At 59.2% G+C, this 16,086-nt stretch carries 12 protein-coding genes; 7 read left to right on the top strand and 5 right to left on the bottom strand.

Annotated elements, in window-relative coordinates; translation table 11 throughout:
- Positions 1-33 precede the first annotated feature (33 nt).
- The gene (gene pepN / locus SJY29_RS09865; RefSeq protein ID WP_400082408.1) at positions 34-2,586 is read right to left on the bottom strand and encodes an aminopeptidase N; all 2,553 of its coding nucleotides are present in this window, start codon (positions 2,584-2,586) and stop codon (positions 34-36) included.
- A gap of 113 nt (positions 2,587-2,699) precedes the next feature.
- Between pepN and SJY29_RS09860 the strand changes: the two genes are divergently transcribed.
- From SJY29_RS09860 to SJY29_RS09840, 5 genes are all read left to right on the top strand, one after another.
- Complete coding sequence (locus SJY29_RS09860) at positions 2,700-2,855, top strand: DUF2256 domain-containing protein (protein WP_110279256.1); 156 nt, start codon at positions 2,700-2,702, stop codon at positions 2,853-2,855.
- 113 nt (positions 2,856-2,968) lie between these two features.
- Positions 2,969-5,116 (top strand): malate synthase G, encoded by a 2,148-nt coding sequence (locus tag SJY29_RS09855; protein ID WP_400082405.1) that lies wholly within the window; start codon positions 2,969-2,971, stop codon positions 5,114-5,116.
- Between the two features lie 41 nt (positions 5,117-5,157).
- Positions 5,158-5,586: a heme-binding protein gene (locus tag SJY29_RS09850; protein WP_055292099.1), complete on the top strand. Its 429-nt coding sequence runs from the start codon at positions 5,158-5,160 to the stop codon at positions 5,584-5,586.
- Between the two features lie 141 nt (positions 5,587-5,727).
- Entirely contained in the window at positions 5,728-6,495 is a 768-nt protein-coding gene (locus SJY29_RS09845; RefSeq protein ID WP_400082402.1) for a gamma-glutamyl-gamma-aminobutyrate hydrolase family protein, read from the top strand.
- Positions 6,496-6,562: 67 nt separating this feature from the next.
- Positions 6,563-7,093, top strand: a complete 531-nt coding sequence (locus SJY29_RS09840) for a flavodoxin domain-containing protein (protein WP_400082400.1) — start codon at positions 6,563-6,565, stop codon at positions 7,091-7,093.
- Positions 7,094-7,107: 14 nt separating this feature from the next.
- Here the strand turns inward: SJY29_RS09840 and SJY29_RS09835 are convergent, their stop codons facing one another.
- From SJY29_RS09835 to SJY29_RS09825, 3 genes are all read right to left on the bottom strand, one after another.
- The gene (locus tag SJY29_RS09835) at positions 7,108-9,342 is read right to left on the bottom strand and encodes a molybdopterin cofactor-binding domain-containing protein (RefSeq protein WP_400082398.1); all 2,235 of its coding nucleotides are present in this window, start codon (positions 9,340-9,342) and stop codon (positions 7,108-7,110) included.
- Position 9,343: 1 nt separating this feature from the next.
- Positions 9,344-9,811 carry a (2Fe-2S)-binding protein gene (locus tag SJY29_RS09830; RefSeq protein ID WP_055292106.1) on the bottom strand — a complete coding sequence of 156 codons (468 nt, stop codon included), beginning with the start codon at positions 9,809-9,811 and terminating at the stop codon, positions 9,344-9,346.
- 81 nt (positions 9,812-9,892) lie between these two features.
- Positions 9,893-11,056 carry an FAD-binding domain-containing protein gene (locus SJY29_RS09825; RefSeq protein WP_400082395.1) on the bottom strand — a complete coding sequence of 388 codons (1,164 nt, stop codon included), beginning with the start codon at positions 11,054-11,056 and terminating at the stop codon, positions 9,893-9,895.
- Between the two features lie 104 nt (positions 11,057-11,160).
- Here SJY29_RS09825 and SJY29_RS09820 point away from each other — a divergent pair, with 104 nt between their 5' ends.
- Together SJY29_RS09820 and SJY29_RS09815 are read left to right on the top strand one after the other, a co-directional pair.
- The gene (locus SJY29_RS09820) at positions 11,161-12,609 is read left to right on the top strand and encodes a TrkH family potassium uptake protein (protein ID WP_400082392.1); all 1,449 of its coding nucleotides are present in this window, start codon (positions 11,161-11,163) and stop codon (positions 12,607-12,609) included.
- Complete coding sequence (locus SJY29_RS09815) at positions 12,609-14,204, top strand: 5-guanidino-2-oxopentanoate decarboxylase (RefSeq protein WP_400082389.1); 1,596 nt, start codon at positions 12,609-12,611, stop codon at positions 14,202-14,204. The genes SJY29_RS09820 and SJY29_RS09815 overlap by 1 nt, the downstream gene beginning before the upstream one ends.
- Here SJY29_RS09815 and SJY29_RS09810 read toward each other — a convergent pair.
- Positions 14,191-15,918, bottom strand: a complete 1,728-nt coding sequence (locus SJY29_RS09810; protein WP_400082387.1) for a serine protease — start codon at positions 15,916-15,918, stop codon at positions 14,191-14,193. The genes SJY29_RS09815 and SJY29_RS09810 overlap by 14 nt on opposite strands.
- Positions 15,919-16,086 lie beyond the last annotated feature (168 nt).

The raw sequence follows: 16,086 nt of genomic DNA, 5'->3' as shown, positions 1-16,086 counted from the left end.
ACTTGCGTCAATGGGCCTGATCCTCGGCGACATTCAGCCTAGCAGTCGTGTCACCATCTCGTTTGTATCGCCAGACAGTCCTGACGTTCCTGCAATGCGTTCCAATGCCACGCGGATTTTCCTCTGCCTCTCCATATCATAGCGTTTCCATGTATCAAAGGCCGTGATCATCCGTGCGGTCGTTTGCGGGTTCAGAGGATCAAGCCTGATCAGCCAATCGGCCAGCAGATTATACCCCGCGCCAGAGCGGTGATGAAACCCGGCTGTATTCACGCGCAATCCGCCAAAGACCGCACGAAAGCGGTTGGGGTTCTTGATATCAAAATCGGGATGCACCGTCAGTCTTTCTGCCGTGGCCGCCGCTTGGTCCGCAGGGGCAAGGCTGACCTGCAGCGCAAACCATTTGTCCATGACAAGCCTGTCGTGACCCCACTGCGCCGCAAAGGCCGCCAGTTCGTTTTCGCCTTTCGCGATTTGCAGCAATGCCCGCAACGCGCCCAGTTGCTGGGTCATGTTGTCGGCACTGGCGAATTGCTGGGCCGCAGCCTTGCCGCCATCAAGCTTGCTTTGCAGCGCCAACACAGCATTACCCAAAGCGCGTTTGCCTGCGGGTTCCGCATCAGGCGTGTAGGGGCCTTCTACGGTCATGTCGGCGTAAATGCGGGGCAGGGTGTCTTGCAGATGTTGGGCGATGTGCAGCTTCAGCGTTTCATGTACATCATTGATCACGGCGGGGTCGGGGGTGTGGCCTGCGTCAAACAGTGCCTGTGCGGTGTCCTCTTCGCTGGGCAGGCGCAGGACCAGTGCGCGGAACGCAGGATCCAGTGTGTCATCGCGCAGCACAGCCGCAAGGCCGTTAAGGAAACCCGTGTCAGGTGTGGCGTTATCGCAGACCATACGCATGAGCAGGTCTTGCGCCAATGTGCGGCCCGCGTCCCAGCGGTTGAACGGATCGGTGTCGTGGGCCAGCAGGAAGGCGCGTTCGGCGTTTGTCTTGTCATGTTTAACAATCACAGGGGCCGAGAAATTCCGCAGAATGGACGCCGTTGGTTTGCCGGACAGTCCCGCGAAGCTGAAGGTCTGTTCCGCTTGCGTCATTTCCAGAACAGTGGTCGGCACCACCTCGGCACCGTTTTCATTGAGCAGCCCCACAGCGATCGGCAGCACGAGCGGTTTTTTCGTATCTTGACCGGGCGTTGGCGGCGTTTCCTGACGCAGATGCAGCTGATACGTGCCATCCGCGTAGCTTTCATTCACGGTCAGGCGCGGTGTACCGGCCTGACTGTACCACCGGGCGAACTGGCGCAGGTCGCGTCCGGTGACGTCTTCGAACACGCGCAGCCAGTCTTCGATGGTGGCGGCGTCGCCATCATGGCGGTCGAAATAAAGATCAAGCGCTTTGGCATAGTCCGCATCGCCCACCAGAAGCTTCAGCATGCCGATGACTTCCGCGCCCTTCTCGTAAACGGTGGCGGTGTAAAAATTGTTGATCTCGACAAAACTGTCGGGACGGACCGGATGCGCCAGGGGGCCGTTGTCTTCGCGGAACTGATGCGCGCGCAGGACCATGGCATCGTCAATCCGTTTGACCGCGTGACTGCGCATATCGCCGGTGAACTGCTGGTCGCGGAACACCGTCAGACCCTCTTTCAGGCAAAGCTGGAACCAGTCACGACAGGTGATCCGGTTGCCGGTCCAATTGTGGAAATACTCATGGGCAATGATTGCCTCGATCCGCTCGAAATCTGCATCTGTGGCGGTTTCGGGCGAGGCAAGCACGGCAGAAGCGTTGAAGATGTTCAGACCCTTGTTCTCCATCGCGCCCATGTTGAAATCATCGACCGCGACGATATTGAACAGATCAAGATCGTATTCGCGGCCATAGACCTCTTCATCCCAAGCCATGGATTTTTTCAGCGCTTCCATGCCAAAGGCGCGCTTGGCCTCATCACCCCCGGGGCGGACCCAGATATTCAGGTCAACCTTGCGGCCAGACCGCGTCGTGAAACTGTCGGACAGTGCGACCAGATCACCGGCGACAAGCGCAAAAAGATACGCAGGCTTGGGCCAGGGATCGTGCCATTCGGCCCAACCCTCACCCTGTGCAACAGGGTTTCCGTTTGACAGCAGTACCGGCAGATCGCCCTCAATCCGCACGGTAAAGACGGCCATCACATCGGGGCGGTCGGGGTAGTAGGTAATCTTGCGAAAACCCTCGGCCTCGCATTGGGTGCAATACATGCCATTGGACATATAGAGCCCTTCAAGCGATGTGTTGGTGCTGGGGCTGATCTCGACCTCGGCTTCAAAGACAAAGGGGGCATCGGGCGCATTATAGCGCAGGCCCTCGGCGCTGAGATCGGGGGTAATCGGTGCGCCGTCAATCCTGGCGCCGATAAAGCGCAAGTCCTGCCCGTGCAGAAAAAATTCCTTGCTGGTGGCATCCGGGTTTGGCCGGAATGCGATGCGTGAGATGACTCGGGTGTCGGTCGCCCCAAGTTTGAACGTCAAATGGACACTGTCGACCAGATAGGCCGGCGGGGTGTAGTCGGACAGATAGATCGTCTGTGGGGCCGGGTTTTTCATGGTGGTATCCTTACTGGTTTGTCCAAAGCTAGGACGCCAAGTGCGGATGTTCCACCGTCAATCGGGTGCAACAAAATTTTTGATAATCCCCAGTGTCGCTATATCTTTATGTCATGCCAAAAATGCGCCGCAAAGCTGACCTACCCCAAAAAACCTGTGCCACCTGTGGTAGGCCTTTTGCATGGCGCAAGAAATGGGCCAAGGTGTGGGACGAGGTCCGCTATTGCTCGGATCGCTGCAAATCGGGCCGCACGGCCGCGCCCCGCTGATTTGCGCGCAGAAATCTTGCCGCTGTTTGTTGCCTATCGGAAACTTTCGCACTAACTCGTTGCGCGAAGGCATGTGTGTGCCGCCGTATGCAGACCGCTAAGGGGAACTTGTTATGACAGACCGCATTGAAAAGCACGGGCTTAAGGTGGCCGCAGAGCTTGCCGATTTTATCGACGCACGCGCGCTTGAAGGAACGGGCATCTCAAGTGACCAATTCTGGACAGGCTTTGCCAGCTTGGTCGAGAAAATGACCCCGCGCAACCGGGCGGCATTGGCCAAGCGTGAGGAACTGCAAGAAACCATCGATGCGTGGCATGTGGCCCGTCGTGGCGTTCAGCTGGACCGGACCGAATATGAGGCGTTCCTGCGCGAGATCGGGTATCTGGTCCCAGAAGGGGATGACTTCACGATTGAAACCGAAAACGTCGATCCAGAAATTGCGACGGTTCCCGGCCCCCAGCTTGTTGTGCCGATCACCAATGCCCGCTTTGCGCTGAATGCGGCCAATGCCCGCTGGGGTAGCCTTTATGATGCGTTCTACGGCACCGATGCGATGGGCGTGCAGCCCCCGAAAGGCCCCTATGACCGCGGCCACGGTGCCCGCGTTGTTGCCCGTGCCCGTGTTTTCCTTGATGAGGCATTTCCGATTGTCGGGACCAGCCACGCTGATGTGTCGCGCTACTATGTCCATGACGGCGCCTTGCTGGTGGATGACCAGCCCCTGCGCGAACCCGAGAAATTCGTAGGTTACCGTGGCAATCCCAAAGCACCGGATGCGATTGTGCTACGCAACAACGGCCTTCACGTGGAACTGGTCTTTGACCGCGCGCATCCCATTGGTAGCCGTGATCAGGCGCTGCTCGCGGATGTCCGTCTGGAAAGCGCGGTTTCTGCGATCATGGATTGCGAAGACAGTGTCGCTTGTGTGGATGCCGAAGATAAGGTCGAAGCCTATAGCAACTGGCTGGGTCTGATGCAGGGCAACCTGACGTCCGAATTCGAAAAGGGCGGCAAGACGATGACCCGCCGTCTGGCTGATGACATCACCTATACTGCCGCGGGCGGGGGCGAACTGACCCTGAAAGGCCGCGCGCTCTTGTGGATCCGCAACGTGGGTCACCTGATGACGAACCCGGCAATCCTTGATGCCAACGGTGATGAGGTGTTCGAGGGGCTGATGGACGCGATGATCACCGTTATGATCGCGATGCATGACCTCAAGCGCGATGGCGGCAACTCGGCCCTTGGCTCGGTCTATGTCGTGAAACCCAAAATGCATGGCCCCGACGAAGTTGCCCTGACAAATGACATCTTTGAAATGGTCGAAGACGCGCTGGGCCTGCCGCGCGACACCGTCAAGATCGGCATCATGGATGAGGAACGTCGCACGACGGTCAACCTGAAAGAATGTATCCGTGCGGCGAAATCACGGGTGGCCTTTATCAACACCGGTTTCCTTGATCGTACCGGCGACGAAATCCACACCTCAATGGAGGCGGGGCCGTTCAGCCGTAAGGACTTTATCAAGCGCAAACAGTGGATTGGCGCCTATGAGGACCAGAACGTCGATATCGGTCTGGAATGTGGTTTTTCGGGTAAAGCGCAGATCGGCAAAGGCATGTGGGCCATGCCCGATATGATGGCCGCGATGCTGGAACAAAAAATTGCGCATCCGCAATCCGGTGCGAACTGCGCGTGGGTGCCCAGCCCGACAGCGGCGACATTGCATGCGCTGCATTATCACAAGGTTGACGTGATGGCGGTGCAGAACAAACTGCGCAAAGGCGGACGCCGCGCCTATGTGTCCTCTATTCTGGATATTCCGCTGGCACAGTACCAGCGCTGGACCAATGCGCAGAAGATCAAGGAAGTTGAAAACAACGCCCAAGGTATTCTGGGCTATGTCGTGCGCTGGATTGATCAGGGCGTGGGCTGTTCCAAAGTGCCGGACATCAACAACGTCGGCCTGATGGAAGACCGCGCCACCTGCCGGATTTCCAGCCAAGCGCTGGCCAACTGGCTGCACCATGATGTTGTGAGCGAGGAACAGGTCATGGAGGCGATGCGCAAGATGGCGGCTGTGGTCGATGAGCAGAACGCAGGCGATCCGGCCTATCGTCCGATGGCCCCCGAATATAACGGGATTGCATTTCAGGCCGCCTGTGATCTGGTGTTCAAAGGTCGCATCCAGCCGTCAGGCTATACCGAACCTGTGCTGCACCAGCGCCGGTTGGAGCTCAAGGCGCAGCGCAATCATTGAGGACGCGTGGGTTTCACCCACCCTACGAGGAAGGAAAAGAAATGGCTGAAATCTCGGCAAACAAAGCCCGTACGATCATCCGCAAGGCGCTCGCTAAAGGTGACGAAATGGGGTTCAAACCGCTTTCCGTTGTGATCCTTGATGCGGGCGGGCATGTGAAAGCATTCGAACGCGCGGATGGTGCGGCGCCCGGGCGTTTCGGGATCGCCCATGGCAAGGCCTATGGTTCGGTCATGCTTGGCATGGCAGGCACCGCGCAGATGGCACGCGCCGAGCAGCAGGCCTATTTCATGGCCGCTGTGAATGGTGTTTACGGCGGGCAGGTCGTGCCTGTGCCAGGTGGCGTTCTGGTCCGTGACAAACGCGGTGCCGTCATCGGCGCTGTAGGTGTCACCGGCGATACCTCGGACAATGATGTGATTGCCGCAATGGCAGGGATCGAGGCCGCAGGCCTGATCGGCGAAGCCTGATTTTCGTCAAAGCCCCGAAAATTTCGCATATGCTGCCGAAAAAAGCGGCATATGCGCCATAGTGGGCGTTTCAGCACTGCGGACCATCTTTCAAAACCGCCACAGAGACGCTAATTTCGCGGAGAACTGAAAGGGTACCAAATGGCGCGTCCTGTTGTCGGCATTATCTCGAATTCACATCTGATCAATGACCAGTATCTGGTACAGGGTGCGGGTGCGATGAACGTGCAGGCTTTGTCGCGTGTGTCCGGCGTCGTGCCAGTCATCATTCCGGTCGAACCTGATCTGGTGCATATCGAAGAGCTGATGACATCCTGTGACGGCTTTTTCTTTCCAGGTGGGCGCCCGAATGTGCACCCCGAAGAATACGGCGAAGAAGAAACCGAGGCACATGGCACATTCGAGCGGAACCGTGACCGTCTGACCCTGCCGCTGATCCGCGCTTGTGTGGCACGTGGCCAACCGGTCATGGGCGTCTGCCTTGGTTTTCAGGAAATGAATGTCGCGATGGGTGGCTCGCTGTACCCTGAAATCCGCGATCTGCCGGGGCGCGATAACCACCGGATGCCCCCTGATGGGACATTGGAAGAAAAGTTCGAACTGCGCCATGAGGTTACGCTGACCGAAGGCGGGCCGTTTCACCGGCTGTTCGGCCGTCACAAAGTCATGACCAACACATTGCACGGGCAGGGTATCAAAGAACCGGGGCCACGCATTGTGATCGACGGACACGCGCCCGATGGCACGCCCGAGGCGATTTATGTCAAAGATGCGCCAGGGTTCACCATGTCCGTCCAGTGGCACCCAGAATGGAACGCCGCAGATGATCCGGTGTCGCGGCCACTGTTTGAGGCCTTTGGCGATGCATGCCGCGCATGGGCATCCGGTGGGCTGCGCAAAGCAGGCTAACTGATTTCGATCAATCAGGCGTCACGCGCACTTTGCTATGGTCCCACCAGCAGCAAGGAGCATCACAATGAATATTCTGATCGCCTATGCCTCGACCGAGGGGCAGACCCGCAAGATCGCACGTTATGCCGCTGATTATCTGAACGGGCAGGGGCATACTGTTGAACTTGTAGGCGCTGAAGACGCCAAAGACGCGGAGTTGGCCCGTTTCGATGCGGTCTTGCTCGCAGGGTCGGTTCATGCGGGCAAATATCAAAAACCGCTGGTGGCCTTGGCCAAGAATAAAGCGCGTGATCTGGCCCACGTGCGATCTGCTTTTATGTCAGTCTCATTGGCCGCTGCCGGTGATGACCCCGATGACTGGCAAGGCTTGTCGGACTGCGTGGCACGCTTTGCGGAAAAGACAGGCTGGACACCCCCGACCGTGATGCATGTCGCAGGGGCGTTCCGTTTCTCGGAATATGATTTCTTCAAATCATGGGCAATGCGTTGGATCGCAGCAACAAAAGACCAAGAGGTGAAGCCGGGGCAGGACAAGGAATACACCGACTGGGCGGCCCTGAAAAAGACGCTCGATGGGTGGCTGGCAGGCGGGTAAGCCCCGCCCGCGCCTCATAAAATCAAGTCAAAGGTCTTGATCAGCGGCAATTCCCGCGCACGCGTGCCTGTCAGATCGAACAAAGCGTTCCCCAAAGCAGGCATGGATGGCGGCGTGCCGGGTTCACCTGCCCCGCCCATGAAGGGGTTGGTTTCCAGCAGGCGCACTTCGAATTCCGGCACCGTGTGCATCCGCATCGCGTCATAGTCATAGAAGTTGCCTTGCTCGACCATGCCATCCGCAAAGGTGATCTCTTCCTGCATCGCCGCAGAGAAACCGTAGATCGCCCCGGAAGTCATCTGCGCCTCGACGATACTTGGGTCCAGCACCGTGCCCAGATCGGCCGCGATCCAGCATTTGTTGATACTGATGCCGCGCCCTGTGTCCTCGACCTCAACGACCTGCGCAACGGGCGTGCCGAACGAAAAGCTGAAGGCCACACCGCGCCCGATATTGGCGGGCGTTTGGCCGGTCCAGCCCGCCATCTCGCCCACTGCTTCGATCACGCCGGCAGACGGGGCGTGTTCGGCGCGCGCCAGATCCAGCCGGAATTGCAGCGGGTCGGTGCCAGCGGCATGGGCCATCTCGTCAATGAAAGTATCCAGCATAAAGCCGTTGATCGAGGCCCCTACCGAGCGCCAGAACCCGATCGGCACGTCGATATTCGTCAGGTGACCGGCGATGCGGAAATGGGGGATTGCATAGGGTTGGTCGGCGGCCCCTTCCACATGCAACCGGTCAGGGCCGGGGGGCACCGCACCGGTCTGGCGCAGCGAAGAGCTGTGAAACACCGAAGGTGCGGCGACCTTGCCGTCCACCAGCACCGCCTTGCCATCCTGCACCACACCGCGGAACTGCGCGATGGCCGCGGGTCGGTAAAAATCGCGCCGCATGTCTTCCTCACGGCTCCAGATCATACGGATCGGCGTGTCAGGCATGGCGGCGGCGATGCGCGCGGCAAGCACCGAGAAGTCCATCTCGCCACGGCGCCCGAAACCGCCACCCAGATAGGTTGTGTGCAGCGTCACCTGTTCCGGTGTCAGACCCACAGCCTTTGCACAGGCATCGCGGATCATCGTGGGTGCCTGATTGCCCGACCAGACCTCAAGCTTGTCACCGGTGTAAAGGGCCGTCGCACTCATCGGCTCCATGGTGGCATGGGCAAGCCAGGGCACATAGTATTCTGCCGCAATTTCAGTGCCTTCCACGGCGCTTGTCACGTCGCCATCATCGCGCACCATGCTGTCGGCATCTTCATCGAGAGACGCCGCAATTGCAGCACGCAGCCCCTCGGTATCGGCAGGATAATTCGCAGGCGTCCATGTGATATCAACCGCATCGGCCGCCTGCATCGCAAGCCATGTATTGCTGGCAATCACCGCGATCCCGTCGCCCAGATCAACAATCGCCTCGACCCCGTCCATGTCGCGGGCGGCGCTGTCGTCATAGCTGTCCATGCCCGCACGCGTCGGGCTCATACGGACGGTGGCGAATTTCATGCCGTCCAAACGGGTGTCGGTGGCAAACTTAGCCGTTCCGGTAACTTTTCCAACCATGTCAAGGCGGGGCATGGATTTGCCAAGATATTTCCATGTCGCAGGATCACGCAATGCCACGTCAGGGGGCGTGATGCCCGCCAATGCCTCGGCCAGATCACTATAGGCGATGGTCGTGCCATCGGGGGCAATCACGGTGCTGTTTTCGGTCCGCAGGTCGCTGGCAGGCACACCAAGCCGTTCCGCGGCTGCCAGTTTCAGCGCCTCGCGCGCCGACGCGCCCGCATGGCGCATCCGCTCGTAGAAATCCTTCATCGAGGTTGATCCGCCGGTCGCCTGCAGGTCCAGCAATTTGCCCACCTTGCCCACCTGTTCGCGCATCGCGTGCTTGAACGGCGTGTCCTTGTAATGCGCGCCCGGGATCGCCATGCCCAGAAAGACCGAGTTGTAATACGCCTGTGCCGGTGGGCCGTGCAGCACGGTGATGTCTTCCCATGCCACGTCGAGTTCCTCGGCGGCCAAAGCCGCCAGCGTGGTCTGCACCCCCTGGCCCATTTCCGCGCGGGGCGCGATCAGAGTCACACCGTCGCGGGTGATCAGCACGAAAGGGTTCAGCGTCGCCTCGCCGTCGCCAGCCACCAGCGGGTTCGGCGCGTCCTTGTTGATCTGGTAGATGCCAAAGGCGGCACCACCCACGATCGCGGCAGAGCCGATCAGGAACGTCCGGCGAGCGATTGTCTTGAGACGACCCATCTTATGTCTCCTCTGACAGACGCTGGGCGGCATCTTTGATCGCCGCGCGAATACGGGGGTAGGTGCCGCAGCGGCACAGGTTGCCTTGCATCGCATCGTCAATGTCCTGATCGGTCGGGGCAGGCGTTTGCGCGAGAAGGGCCGCCGCGTTCATGATCTGGCCCGACTGGCAATAGCCGCATTGCGCCACCTGATGATCGACCCATGCCTGCTGGATCGTGGCCATCGCGTCAGGTGTGCCAAGCCCTTCGATCGTTGTCACCTCGCCCCAGACATCGGCCAAAGCCACCTGACAGGACCGCACCGCTTCGCCGTCAATATGAACGGTACAGGCGCCACAGGCGGCCACGCCACAGCCGAACTTGGTACCCGTCAGCCCGATTTCGTCGCGCAAGACCCACAACAGAGGCACATTTTCAGGTAAATCCACGTCATGCGCGGTGCCGTTGATGGTGAGGCGAGTGGCCATGATACTGCTCCAAATGTGAACTGGATAGTTTAGTTTAGGTCAGATATTTGTCCCGTGCAATGGGCTGTGTCGTGGCGTCATTTACGCGAGGCGCAACCCCTTGATGTCACCCAGAAGGGCGGGAATTCTATCCTTGAACCGGAAGAACCCGTGTGTGGCATGCGGCCAGGCCGCACTATCGTAAGGCCGGATGATTTTGCAGAGACGGACATCCTTCAGCGCATCACGCGTCGGGCCGGTTGGTATGTAGGGGGTGACGATTTGCTCGATGTTATGCGCCGCCACCCAATCCGCCACAGTTTCGGGCGTGACCTGCGCGATTGACCCCAGTTTGTCGGCATAGCGCGCTGCTGCATCTTTTTGTGCATCAGTCACAAATGCCGTGACATTGTCGCTCACCGTTAATGGGCTGCGCGCGGCGGTTGTTTGCACCATCGCCACTGTGCAGGGCTGGACCTGCTGGGCCAGCCATCCCGGTGACAGATCTTCTTCGGTGATCAAGAGCCCCGTGCGTAATGCGGGATCGAAGCTATCCGACACAGGTATAGCCCCGCGCGGCGGCGCGGGTGGTCCTTCCAACGGTGCCGCAAAAGTCGCAAGGCCCTTGGGATCAAACCACCCTTCGGTGTATTTCGCGATATTGTCGGGACGCGCCAGATAGGTCTTGCCAACCGTCTGCAACCCGCCGACCCAGCGCCAAGACAGGGTATTGGAGGCCGGATCGCCATCCAGCAGGTGCCGCATGAAAAAATCCGCGCCCAAAGTCCACGGCAGGCGCAATGTGAATATCCAGATCGAAGCAAACCACATCCGCGCGTGATTATGCAGATATCCGGTGTCCGCCAACTGCCGCGCCCAGTGGTCAAAGCAATCAATGCCGGTCTCACCTTTGCAGGCCGCCTCCCAATCCTGCCGCAGGCCGCTTTCTGTCTGAATGCGGTTCAATGCGCCGTTCAGATCGGCGCGGTACATGTCCCAGACGGCAGGGCGCAATTCAAGCCAGCCCTTCCAGTAGGTGCGCCAATAGACCTCTTGGATGAATTTTTCTGCCGCAGTGGCGCTATGGCGGGCCAGAACGGTCTTGAGCACATCTTCTTCGGTGATCATCCGGTGCCGGATATAGGGCGACAGGGCCGACACATGGGCCATGTCGTCATAATTGCGTTTGCCCGCATAATCGCGCCCCGCCTTTGGGGCGAAGGCGTTGAGACGGGACAGGGCTGCGGCATAAGTCGGATCAAACATGCAGTGGAGCTAAGGCGCGTGCACGCGCTTTCAAGCGACAGTCTGTCGCGAATATCGCTGTGGTGTTCTTGACACCGGCGAAAGGGCAGGACAACGCTGCCTGCATGGTTGATTTACGCCCCGTGGGATATGTGATCGGTCTGCTGGTGGCATCGCTTGGCCTGACCATGCTGGTCCCATTGGCGATTGATCTAATGGCAGGCAATGGACATTGGTTTGTCTTCTTCGAAAGCGCGGTCATCACGATCGTGACCGGGGGCCTGATTGCGCTTGCCTGTGCAAATGGCGTGTCAGAAGGGCTGAGCCTGCGGCAAACCTTTCTGCTGACGTCGCTTGTCTGGCTGATGTTGCCCGTTTTCGGGGCGATCCCCTTTATGCTGGGTGCGACAGACGCCAGTTTCACGAACGCCTTTTTTGAGGCGATGTCTGGCCTGACCACCACGGGGGCCACCGTCTTGACGGGGATCGAAAACCTGCCTGACGGGCTCAAACTCTGGCGCGGTATCCTGCAATGGCTGGGTGGGGTCGGGATCATTGTGGTCGCGATGGTCTTTCTGCCCGAACTACGCGTGGGTGGCATGCAGATCTTCCGGTCAGAAGCATTTGATACGATGGGAAAAATCCTGCCCCGAGCAGGTCAGATCGCAAGCCGTATTTCCGTGATTTATATTATTCTGACTATCAGCTGCGCGCTGGCTTATTCTGTGACCGGCATGGTGCCCTTTGATGCCATCGTCCATGCAATGACCACGGTCTCGACGGGGGGAATGGCGAATTCGGATGCCTCTTTCGGGCTTTACGGTGCGGGCGCGCATTATGTGGGCGCGGTCTTCATGGTGCTCGCGGCATTGCCGTTTGTGCGCTACGTTCAACTGATCGCCGGCACCGCACAGCCGCTTTGGCAAGATACGCAGATTCATACGTTTTTCTGGATTGTTCTTGTCACCGTTCTGCTGATGACGTCGTGGGTCTGGGGACGTGAAGGGGTTATGTCAGAGATCGCTTTTCGTGAGGCGCTATTTAACATCACGTCAATCATTTCAGGGACCGGTTATTCCAGTGCCGATTATATGACATGGGGAACGTTCCCTGTCGTCCTGTTCTTCTTCATCGGCCTGATCGGGGGCTGTGCGGGCTCAACCTCTTGTTCGGTCAAAGTGTTCCGCTACCAGCTGGTTTTTGCCGCGATCAAAAGCCAGATCCGCCAAATCCATTCCCCACATGGTATGTTCACCCCACGCTATGACGGACGCCCGATCAGTGAGGATGTGCTGAACTCGGTGATTGCGTTTCTGGTGGCATTTATTCTTGCTTTGGGGGGCACTGCGGTGCTGCTGGGGCTGACAGGCCTGGACTTTATCACGTCGGTTTCGGGTGCTGCCGCAGCCATTGCCAACATTGGCCCGGGTCTCGGGACCGAGATCGGACCGGCAGGCAACTATGCGAACATCAACGATACCGCGAAATGGATTTTGGCGATTGCCATGTTCGTGGGGCGCTTGGAAATCATGGTTGTGTTGACGATCCTGACGATCAAATTCTGGAGAAACTGATGACGACACGTCCCCTTGGTGCGCAAATTTCACATATGCTCAGGGCTCGCGGGGTGGATACCATCTTTGGCATCCCTGGTGTGCATAATCAGGAAATGTATCGCGGCATCGAAGAGGCGGGGATCACCCATGTGCTGGCGCGTCATGAACAGGGCGCTGGCTTTATGGCCGACGGCTATGCCCGCGCGACGGGCAAGGTGGGGGTGGCCTATGTGATATCGGGGCCGGGCCTGTGCAATATCATGACTCCGATGGGTCAGGCCTATTCGGATAGCGTGCCGATGCTGGTGATTTCGTCGGTGCTGGATGAGACCGAGGCCAAACGCGGCCAGTTGCACCAGATGAAAGATCAGGAAGGGGCGGCAGCGACCGTTTGCGATTGGTCCGTCACTGCACGGTCGGCCGAGGCAAGCTATCAGCTGATTGACCGTGCACTGACCGAACTTGCGACCGGTGTGCCATCACCCAAACACATTCAGGTCCCGATTGCGCAGCTCGAAGCCAATGCCGCCCCTGCGCCTGAGCGTGCGGATGAGTGGCCCTACCGCCCCGCAGCGGCCCCCCTGCAGCAAATATCCCTGATCGACCAACTGAATGCGTCCAAGCGCCCGCTCTTTATTTTTGGCGGTGGTGCGGCACATGGGGTGGAGCGCTGGATGCCGCATTTTCAGCGTTTGAATGCGGCCTCTTTCACGACCTACGCCGGACGCGGGATCATTCCCGATGACAGCCCGCTGCACTTTGGCGCAACGCTTGCCCGCGCCGGAAGCGAGGCCGTGATCGCCTCGGCTGATCTTGTGGTCGCTGTCGGAACGCGGCTGAGCGAGGTCGATCTGTGGCGCGATCATCTGGGCCATACGGCACCGCTGGTCCGGATTGATCTGGACCCCGAGAGCCTTTCAGACCGCCACAATGCCGATACCCGCATCCTTGCCGATGCCAGTGCGCATCTGACCGAAAGCCTGATCCAGATGGAAGGCGTCAAAAAGACCACATGGACTGCCGAAGAGGTCAGATCCACCCGTGCCCGCTGGCGGGCCGAGCTTGATGCCGAACGGCCCGGTATCCTGCCTGTCGCGGATGCGCTCAAAGAAGCGGTCCCTGCCGACACCATGTTTTTTTCCGATATGACCCAATTCGCCTATGCCGCCAAAGAGGTCTATCCGATGGACCGCCCCGGACACTGGCACCACCCCTACGGTTTTGGCACACTGGGTTACGCGTTGCCCGCGGCGATCGGCGGCAAGATCGGGGTTGGCGACCAGCCTGTTATCGCCATTTTGGGTGACTATGGCTTTCAATACACCGTGCAGGAACTGGCCGTCGCGGTTGAACTGGGTCTTACCCTGCCCATTATCATCTGGGACAACGGCAAGTTGGGCGAGATCGAGGACAGCATGGTGCGCGCCCAGATCGCGCCGAACGCGGTGATCCAGCGCAACCCTGATTTCCTCAAGCTGGCAGAGGCCTATGGCGCCGCAGCAATCCAACCTGCAAATCTGGACGCATTCAAAGCGGCCGTTCAGACGGCCCTTGCCACAAAAGGCCCGACTGTGATTCGGGTCATGTCGGATATCGCGCTTACCAGCAGCTGACCAATACGGTGACATTCGCGGCTTTTTCGGTCAGTGCATGGGCTGACAGGGCAGGGCCAGCGTCATTGCGCGTTGGCGTGATGTTCAGTGTCTCAAGCGTCGCTATGATCATCTCGGCATCCAGCGCGAATTGCACGTCCGCAGGCAAGGTCTGACCGCCATCGCCATTGCGAGGCAACAGCATGCCCAGCACATTGCCGCCCTGATCCAGTACAGGACCGCCCGCATTGCTGGGCTGGGTAGCGACCGAGAGGCGCGCGATCCGGTCATCACCCGTCAGGTCGCGGATATCTTCCAGCGTGCCAAAGGTCAGTGTCGGTGCATTCAGGGCGCCGTTGAAGGGATAGCCCGCCACTGCCACCGGATCTTTCAGGCGCGGTGTCCGCGGTTGGAACGCAGCGACTTCGATAGGTGACAAGGCCTCAAGCGGGCGCAGGAGCGCAAAGCCGAGAGCGGGGTCGCTGGCCAGCACTTCGGCCTCTGTATCGCGGTCAAAGGTGATCCGCGCGCAGCTCTCCACCGCTTCCGGCGTCGTGACGACCAGGCCATCGCGGGATACATAAAACCCAGACCGTGACAGTTTCGGCTGCCGCACCGAAAGCCCTGCGATCATATCTATGGCCTGATCCTCACTGGCGGGCACAAGGTTCGGATCAAGCGTGCCGTCCAGCCGTGCGAAACTGGAATTCATCAGATCCAGCACACGCGCACGACGCCGGTCGTCACCTGCGGGCCAGACCAGCACAAAGCCCTTGATCTCGCCGTCCTGCAAGCTGGCAGTGGCATAGGAATGGATATCGTCGCCGATCCCTTCGATGGTAAAGCTATTGCCCTGCAGCCTGCGCGGTCCCTCGGTCGGCATGATGTCGAGAACCTGCAAGACCTCGTAGAGCCCTCTCAGACGTCCCGCATCACCAGGCTGCGAGATCATCAGCACCCGCGCGGCAGAGAGATCACCTTGACCATCGTATTGGGCAAAGGGTGGCTGATACTCTGTGAAAGCCACCGCAACCGTAGGCAGTTGCATTTGAATGCCTGCGGCATCATCACGCACAAGCTGCATATCCAGACCGGCGATCACAGCATTGTATTGCAACAATAGCAGCGCACGCTGGCGGGCCGTCAGAACCCCCGTCGGCTCTTGATTATAGGCGCTCTGCCAAGCAGCCATGGCACTGCGCGTGCCGCGCCCGAATGCGCCATCAATCGCTGAATTGTAAAAACCGGCCCACCGCAGTGCCAATTGCAATTCTTCACGCGCCTCACGCGGCAAGGCGGCCTCGGATGCGCGGGCCTGACCGAGTGTTTCTTCGGGCGCGTTCAGGTCCACCTGCGGCAAGGCGGGTAGCTCTGGTGCGCGGTCCGGTGCGGTTGACACAGTGGATGCTTGCGCGCCGCCAATTGGCCAGAACTGCTGCTCGAAACGGCGTCCGTTTTGCAGGTAGCTGTCAGAGGGGATTTGTCCGCTGCTCAGCAGGCGGGATAACTCGGCGCGGGCAAGACTTTCGCTATACGGCCCTAGCACAATGCCATAGAAGCCGCGCCCCAGATAATACCCTTCAACATCACTGAAGCGCCGCGCGTAAAAGCGTGCGCGCTCTGTCGCTTCGGTCAGTGTCTGTCGCGCCTCGATCTGTACCCAATAGCGGTCCTGTGCCTGGGCCTGCATGGCAGAAACGAAAATGACGAGTGCGACGACGAATGCCCTGAACATGGAAAACCTCGGAAGTAAAAAACCCTTTCGCTTGTGGTGGCGGCCAATACGCCGCTGCGCAAGCCAAACTCTGGGCAAACCGCGTGTTCACGCACAAAAAAATCCGCAGGCGTTGCCCAATTGACCCTGTCGGCCCAGCACCCTATTGAGCGCACAAAGCACTTGAAG

Source organism: Yoonia sp. R78084, assembly GCF_044595625.1.
Lineage (GTDB): Bacteria > Pseudomonadota > Alphaproteobacteria > Rhodobacterales > Rhodobacteraceae > Yoonia.
Note: the sequence above shows the minus strand (reverse complement) of the source record. Positions and strands in the feature narration are given on the sequence as shown.

Coding starts and splice junctions, on each gene's coding strand:
- pepN (WP_400082408.1), bottom strand. CDS start 2,586: ATGAAAAACCCGGCCCCACAGACGATCTATCTGTCCGACTACACCCCG.
- SJY29_RS09860 (WP_110279256.1), top strand. CDS start 2,700: ATGCCAAAAATGCGCCGCAAAGCTGACCTACCCCAAAAAACCTGTGCC.
- SJY29_RS09855 (WP_400082405.1), top strand. CDS start 2,969: ATGACAGACCGCATTGAAAAGCACGGGCTTAAGGTGGCCGCAGAGCTT.
- SJY29_RS09850 (WP_055292099.1), top strand. CDS start 5,158: ATGGCTGAAATCTCGGCAAACAAAGCCCGTACGATCATCCGCAAGGCG.
- SJY29_RS09845 (WP_400082402.1), top strand. CDS start 5,728: ATGGCGCGTCCTGTTGTCGGCATTATCTCGAATTCACATCTGATCAAT.
- SJY29_RS09840 (WP_400082400.1), top strand. CDS start 6,563: ATGAATATTCTGATCGCCTATGCCTCGACCGAGGGGCAGACCCGCAAG.
- SJY29_RS09835 (WP_400082398.1), bottom strand. CDS start 9,342: ATGGGTCGTCTCAAGACAATCGCTCGCCGGACGTTCCTGATCGGCTCT.
- SJY29_RS09830 (WP_055292106.1), bottom strand. CDS start 9,811: ATGGCCACTCGCCTCACCATCAACGGCACCGCGCATGACGTGGATTTA.
- SJY29_RS09825 (WP_400082395.1), bottom strand. CDS start 11,056: ATGTTTGATCCGACTTATGCCGCAGCCCTGTCCCGTCTCAACGCCTTC.
- SJY29_RS09820 (WP_400082392.1), top strand. CDS start 11,161: ATGGTTGATTTACGCCCCGTGGGATATGTGATCGGTCTGCTGGTGGCA.
- SJY29_RS09815 (WP_400082389.1), top strand. CDS start 12,609: ATGACGACACGTCCCCTTGGTGCGCAAATTTCACATATGCTCAGGGCT.
- SJY29_RS09810 (WP_400082387.1), bottom strand. CDS start 15,918: ATGTTCAGGGCATTCGTCGTCGCACTCGTCATTTTCGTTTCTGCCATG.